At 67.1% G+C, this 6,376-nt stretch carries 6 protein-coding genes; 3 read left to right on the forward strand and 3 right to left on the reverse strand.

Annotated features, from left to right (window positions below):
• Positions 1–151: 151 nt before the first annotated feature.
• Complete coding sequence (locus tag QX128_RS28195; protein ID WP_316239141.1) at positions 152–949, reverse strand: hypothetical protein; 798 nt, start codon at positions 947–949, stop codon at positions 152–154.
• Between the two features lie 125 nt (positions 950–1,074).
• Here QX128_RS28195 and QX128_RS28200 point away from each other — a divergent pair, with 125 nt between their 5' ends.
• The 3 genes from QX128_RS28200 (at position 1,075) to QX128_RS28210 (ending at position 4,599) form a co-directional block, all read left to right on the forward strand.
• On the forward strand, positions 1,075–1,569 hold the full coding sequence (locus QX128_RS28200; RefSeq protein ID WP_316239142.1) for a YaiI/YqxD family protein: 495 nt from the start codon (positions 1,075–1,077) through the stop codon (positions 1,567–1,569).
• Positions 1,570–1,573: 4 nt separating this feature from the next.
• Positions 1,574–3,400 (forward strand): ABC-F family ATP-binding cassette domain-containing protein, encoded by a 1,827-nt coding sequence (locus QX128_RS28205; protein ID WP_316239143.1) that lies wholly within the window; start codon positions 1,574–1,576, stop codon positions 3,398–3,400.
• Between the two features lie 119 nt (positions 3,401–3,519).
• Positions 3,520–4,599, forward strand: a complete 1,080-nt coding sequence (locus tag QX128_RS28210) for a D-TA family PLP-dependent enzyme (RefSeq protein WP_316239144.1) — start codon at positions 3,520–3,522, stop codon at positions 4,597–4,599.
• Positions 4,600–4,720: 121 nt separating this feature from the next.
• Here QX128_RS28210 and QX128_RS28215 read toward each other — a convergent pair whose 3' ends face one another.
• The gene (locus QX128_RS28215; RefSeq protein WP_316239145.1) at positions 4,721–5,017 is read right to left on the reverse strand and encodes a hypothetical protein; all 297 of its coding nucleotides are present in this window, start codon (positions 5,015–5,017) and stop codon (positions 4,721–4,723) included.
• Entirely contained in the window at positions 5,014–6,252 is a 1,239-nt protein-coding gene (locus tag QX128_RS28220; protein WP_316239146.1) for a TIGR03862 family flavoprotein, read from the reverse strand. The genes QX128_RS28215 and QX128_RS28220 overlap by 4 nt, the downstream gene beginning before the upstream one ends.
• Between the last annotated feature and the right edge of the window lie 124 nt (positions 6,253–6,376).

The raw sequence follows: 6,376 nt of genomic DNA on the forward strand, positions 1-6,376 counted from the left end.
CGCGGCCACGCCGCATCTCCCATGTCCGATCATTGGCCCTTCCCCCTCACAACTACGGGCCAACCAAACCATACACAATTTTAGATTGAGTGTGAATGAATTCACAAGCAGGCCATCAAATGGTCTTGATGACTGATGCGATTCGTCGCGGCTATCCGCGCTGTTCGCGTGGCTGATAGATCGCCACGTGATGGCAATGCGCGAGCGGGCGGTCGCCATTGGCGACCACCAGCGCATCGAGCTCGACGAAGCGGTGACCCTTCTTCTCGTAGTTGGCAACCACACGGCCGCGCGCGGTGATCTCGTCGGCTTCTTCGATCGCCGACAGCAGTTGCATGCGGCTGCCGACGTGAATCCAGGGGCCGAGGACGACGTTGTCGACGAGCAGCCGGTTCATCACCCGCTGCAGCATGCCGGGATGGCCGAGCCGCTCGTTGGCATAGATCGGATCGCGCTCGCGAATCTCAGAAAGATAGGCGGTGGCCGCCTGCCCTGGCCACGCGCGCGGCGCCGTGCCGAGCCAGCTGCCGACAGCGAAAGACTCCGCACTGACGAGCGGCCGCACCGCCGCGGCCGGAACATCCCGGTACTCGGCCAGCACGACATCCGGCACCGACGCGGGCAGCGAGGCGGAACCGGTGGCGCAGAGCTGCCCTCGGCTGATCACCTCAAGGGCGAGCCCGTCGGAGGTCTCGTTCGCGACGACCTCCGCGATCTCGCCGTCATAGACCGGCTTGGTGAACCGTGCCTCGATCAGCCCACGCTCCAAGAACGCCCGCCCCCAGCGTGCGACGGGCTGATGCAGCATATAGGCCAGCACCTCGACGCCGGGTACGAGACCGCCGGCGAAGCCGAATCGCCGCGCCACACTGTCGTCGTGCATCTTGTTCTCGGACTGCTTGGCCGTGTTGAACGCCTCGACCGCATAGGCCGCGATTCTGCCCGACATCCTTGCCTCCCTTTCACCGTTTTCGGGCGATGGTAGCGGCCGGAAAGGCCCTGGCAAGCGGCGCGTTTGGCTCGCAATTCCCGGCGCGATGGAGTACCAACCGGACCATTCCAACCGATGGCCCGATGACGACCGAAACCGCCCCGATCCGCATCTTTGTCGACGCCGACGCCTGCCCGGTGAAGGACGAGATCTACCGCGTTGCGATCCGGCATGGCCTGCCGGTGACCGTCGTCGCCGGTGGCTTCATCCGCGTGCCCGAGGATCCCCTGATCACGCGCGTGGCGGCCGGCAGCGCCATGGATGCCGCGGATGACTGGATCGCCGAGCGCACCGGCGCTGACGACATCGTCATCACGGCGGACATTCCGCTGGCCAGCCGCTGCGTCAAGGCCGGCAGCGCCGTGATCGCGCCGAACGGCAAGCCGTTCACGGAGGAGTCGATCGGCATGACGCTCGCCGTGCGCAACCTCATGACCGATCTGCGGTCATCGGGCGAGGTGACCGGCGGCCCGCGCTCGTTCACGCCGCGCGACCGCTCCACCTTCCTTTCCACCCTCGACACCACGATCCGCCGCCTGCAGCGCCAGCGCGCGGCGCGGACCCAGCAGCAGAGCTAACCTCATGGCGCCGCCTCTCATCCAACTCAAGGACATCCGCCTGACCTTTGGCGGTACGGCCCTGCTGCAGAGTGTCGAGCTGTCGGTCTCGCCGGGCGAGCGCGTCTGCCTGATCGGCCGCAACGGCTCCGGCAAGTCGACGCTGCTCAAGATCGCCGCCGGCCTGGTCGAATGCGACAGCGGCACCCGCTTCGTGCAGCCGGGCGCCACGGTGCGCTATCTGCCGCAGGAGCCGGATTTCTCCGGCCATGCCACCACGCTGTCCTATGTCGAGGCCGGACTCGGGCCGGGCGACGATCACTATCAGGCGCGCTATCTCGTCGAGCAGCTCGGACTGACCGGAGAAGAGGATCCCGCGCATGTTTCCGGCGGCGAGGCGCGCCGCGCGGCGCTGGCGCGCGTGCTTGCGCCCAACCCCGACATCCTGCTGCTGGACGAGCCGACCAACCACCTCGACCTCACGACCATCGAGTGGCTGGAAAACGAGCTCGACGGCCGAAGCTCGGCGCTGGTGCTGATCAGTCACGATCGTCGCTTCCTCACCAATCTGTCGCGCGCGACCGCTTGGCTCGACCGCGGCCAGATCAGGCAGATCGATCGCGGCTTTGCGGCATTCGAGGCGTGGCGCGACGAGGTGCTGGCGGAAGAAGAGCGCGAGCAGCACAAGCTCGACCGCAAGATCGTCAACGAGGAGCACTGGCTGCGCTACGGCGTCTCCGGCCGGCGCAAGCGTAACGTCAAGCGGCTCGCCAATCTGCATGCGCTCAGGCAGCAGCGCCGCGACTATCGCGGTACGGCCGGCAGCGCCAATCTCGCCGCGGCGGAAGCCGACAAGTCCGGCAAGCTGGTGATCGAGGCCAAGGGCGCATCGAAGAGCTATGGCGACCGCAGGATCGTCGACAATTTCTCCATCCGCATCCAGCGCGGCGACCGCATCGGCATCGTCGGCCCCAACGGCGCCGGCAAGACCACGCTGGTCAATCTGCTCACCGGCGGCAGCGAGCCCGACAGCGGCAGCATCAGGCTCGGCGTCAATCTGGAGACGGCGACGCTCGACCAGCACCGCGAGAGCCTCGATCCCCGGACGACGCTCGCCGACGCGCTGACGGGCGGCCGCGGCGATCACGTCATGGTGGCCGGCAAGCCGAGGCACGTCGTCGGCTACATGGAGGACTTCCTGTTCTCGCGCGAGCAGATGCGCACGCCGCTCGAAGTGCTATCGGGGGGCGAGCGCGGCCGGCTGATGCTGGCGCGCGCGCTGGCCAAGCCATCGAACCTCTTGGTGCTGGACGAGCCGACCAACGATCTCGACCTCGAGACGCTCGACGTGCTCGAGGACATGCTCGGCGACTACGAAGGCACGGTGATCCTGATCAGCCACGACCGCGACTTCCTGGACCGCGTCGTGACCTCGGTGATCGTGCCCGAGGGCAACGGCAAATGGCAGGAATATGCCGGCGGCTACAGCGACATGCTGGCGCAGCGCGGCGCCGACCTGAAGCGCGAGCACGCCAAGAAAGCTGAAGACAAGGCGGCTGAGGAGAAGAAAGAGGCGAAGCCTGTGGCGGCGGCGCCGGCGAGCGCGGCGAAGCGCAAGCTCTCCTTCAACGAGAAACACGCGCTGGAAACGTTGCCGAAGACGATCGCGAAGCTGCAAGCAGAGATCGCGCAGCAGCAGGCCGTGCTCGCGGATCCCTCTCTCTATGCCAAGGACCGCAAGAAATTCGACGCCGCCTCCCTCGCCATCGCCACGGCGCAGGCCGAGCTCACCGCCGCGGAAGACCGCTGGCTGGAGCTCGAGGTGCTGCGCGAGGAGATCGAGGGCGCGTAAGGTTCATCAATGATCTCCGTCATTGCGAGCGAAGCGAAGCGATCCAGGGCTGCAGTCGGGACTCTGGATTGCTTCGTCGCTTCGCTCCTCGCAATGACGGCAACATGGAGCAAAATGACATGACCACCCCGCTCGCCGCCAAGATCGCACGGGAGTACGGCACGCCCTGCGCCGTCATCGACATGGACAAGGTCGAGCGCAACATCGCGCGGATTCAGGCGCAATGCGCCGCTGCCGGTGTCGCCAACCGCCCGCACATCAAAACGCACAAGAGCCCGGTGCTGGCCAAGCTGCAGATCGACGCCGGCGCGCAGGGCATCACCTGCCAGAAGATCGGCGAGGCCGAGATCATGGCGGATGCCGGCATCGACAATATCCTGATCAGCTACAACCTGATCGGCGAGGAAAAGATGGCACGTCTCGGGGCGCTGCAGGCGAAAGCCGACATGACCGTTGCGGCCGACAACGCCACCGTGATCGCCGGCCTGCCGCAGGCGGCGAAGCAGTCGGGCCGCACGCTCTCGGTCGTGGTCGAATGCGACACCGGCCGCAAACGCGCCGGGGTCGAGACACCGGCGGAGGCGATCCAGCTCGCGCGCCAGATCAAAGCCTCCGAGGGACTGCGCTTCGCCGGCTTCATGCTGTATCCGACCGAGAGCGGCTGGGACGACGCGCAGCGCTTCTACGACGAGGCGCTGGCCGGCGTGCGCGCCGAGGGGCTCGAGGCGGCCATCGTCTCGACCGGCGGCTCGCCGAACCTCAAGAACCTTGGCAAGCTCAAGGGCGCGACTGAGCACCGCCCCGGCACCTACATCTACAACGACCGCATGCAGGTCGCCGCCGGCGTCGCGACCTGGGACGACTGCGCGCTGCACATCTACTCCACCGTCGTCAGCCGCGCCGCGCCCGAGCGCGGCATTCTCGATGCCGGCTCGAAGACGCTGACGACCGACACTGGCGGGCTCGACGGCCACGGCCTGATCCTGGAACACCCCGAAGCCAAGATCGCGCGCTTCGCCGAGGAACACGGCTTCCTCGATCTGTCGCGCAGCAACACCCGCCCCCATGTCGGCGACGTCGTCCGCATCGTCCCCAACCACGTCTGCGTCGTCGTCAACATGATGGACGAGGTGGTGATGGTGCGCGGCGAGGAGATTTTGGGCACGCTGCCGGTCGCGGCGCGGGGGAAGCTGCGATAGGCCCACCTCTCTCCGCCGTCATTGCGAGGAGCAAGCGAAGAAGCAATCCAGGGCTGCGCGCGCAGCCCTGAATTGCTTAGCTCCGCTTGCAATAACGGCAGTGTATGGAGTGCGTCCGCCTTCAAGCACGACCGGCTGAGGAAGTACGCCAGTCCTCCAGGGATTCGTAGATCACGGTTGTCGGCCATCGCGTATCGGCGTCGCGGCGACCGGACCATGTCAGATGAACCGCGGCAACGCGTCCGTCATTGAGCATCACGAGAACATCGTCGCAGTCGTCACGCTTGGCGATGCTCCTGACGGGCAGATTCGCCAGCGCATGACCAGGAGCAAGTTCGCGCGCAAGCTCGACTTCGAACGTCGCCCGGAGATGATCGTCCGTCAGCCAATACCAGGGCTCGGGGAGCAGGTCGGTCATTGCTGCCCCGTCCCCGTCAACCACTTCAACACGCCCTTCCCCGCAGCCACGCCAGTCGCAAACGACGCCTGCAGCAGATAGCCGCCGGTCGGCGCTTCCCAGTCCAGCATCTCTCCCGCGGCGAACACGCCGGGCAGACGCCTGAGCATGTAGTCGGCGTCGAGCTCATCGCGGGCGATGCCGCCGGCGCTGGAGATGGCGCGCGCGAGACCGGCGGTGCCGGTCAGCTTGATCGGCAGGGCGTTGATCAGTGCCGCGAGACGGTCGGGCGGTAGCGACGACAACGACAGCCCTTGCGTCTTTGCTGCCTCCTGCAGCAGGCCGATCGCGACCGGCGACAACTGCAACGCTTTGCGGAGCACATTCGAGAACGACTGCTTGCCGCGTGGAGCCGATAGCTTCTTGATCAGATCAGCGGCCGCGAGATCGGGCCGCAGCACGACGTGCAGCGTTGCTTCGCCCGTTCGCGCGATCGCCTCGCGCAGCTCGGCCGACAACGCATAGATTGCGCCGCCTTCGATGCCGTCGCGCGTGATCACCGCCTCGCCGCGCACGCTGCGCTCGCCGAACGCCAGCGCGATGCCCTTCAGCGGCTGGCCCTCGAAGCGGTCGCGGAAGATGTCGGACCAGCCGACGGTGAAGCCGCAATTGGCGGGCCGCAGCGGCGCGATCGCGACGCCCTTCGCGGCGAGGATCGGCACCCAGCCGCCATCCGAGCCGAGCCGCGGCCAGGAGGCGCCGCCGAGTGCCAGCACGCTCGCGTCGGCTGCGACGGTGTGCGGACCGTTCGGCGTCTCGAAGGTCAGATGCCCCCGGTCCTCCCAGCCGGTCCAGCGATGCCGTAGCGCGACGCGCACGCCCTGCGCATCGAGCCGGCGCAGCCACGCCCGCAGCAACGGCGAGGCTTTCATTGCGACAGGGAACACGCGGCCCGAGGAGCCGACGAAGGTCGGCTCGCCCAGCGCCTCGCACCAGCCGCGCAGTTGTTGCGGCGAGAAGGCTTGGATGGCCGGCGCAAGCCACGACGCAGCGTCGCGATAGCGCGACAGGAACAGCGGCAGCTCTTCGCTGTGGGTGAGATTGAGGCCCCCTCGCCCCGCCATCAGGAACTTGCGGGCAACCGACGGCATCGCGTCGTAGACGGTGACGGCGACGCCGCCGCCCGCCAGCACCTCGGCGGCCATGAGCCCAGCCGGGCCGGCCCCGATGACCGCAATGTGCTTTAAAGAGGACATGTCGTCAGTTTAGGCCCCCCACCGCACCAAGCCAAAGGTCGTCATGCCCGGGCTTGTCCCACGGCTGTCCGGTTCAGACAGACTGGACATGGTGCATGGCGTGGATTCTTCTGCGGTCTTGAGC

The organism is Bradyrhizobium sp. SZCCHNR1015 (assembly GCF_032489875.1).
In the GTDB taxonomy this organism is placed as follows: domain Bacteria; phylum Pseudomonadota; class Alphaproteobacteria; order Rhizobiales; family Xanthobacteraceae; genus Bradyrhizobium.

Coding starts and splice junctions, on each gene's coding strand:
- QX128_RS28195 (WP_316239141.1), bottom strand. CDS start 949: ATGTCGGGCAGAATCGCGGCCTATGCGGTCGAGGCGTTCAACACGGCC.
- QX128_RS28200 (WP_316239142.1), top strand. CDS start 1,075: ATGACGACCGAAACCGCCCCGATCCGCATCTTTGTCGACGCCGACGCC.
- QX128_RS28205 (WP_316239143.1), top strand. CDS start 1,574: ATGGCGCCGCCTCTCATCCAACTCAAGGACATCCGCCTGACCTTTGGC.
- QX128_RS28210 (WP_316239144.1), top strand. CDS start 3,520: ATGACCACCCCGCTCGCCGCCAAGATCGCACGGGAGTACGGCACGCCC.
- QX128_RS28215 (WP_316239145.1), bottom strand. CDS start 5,017: ATGACCGACCTGCTCCCCGAGCCCTGGTATTGGCTGACGGACGATCAT.
- QX128_RS28220 (WP_316239146.1), bottom strand. CDS start 6,252: ATGTCCTCTTTAAAGCACATTGCGGTCATCGGGGCCGGCCCGGCTGGG.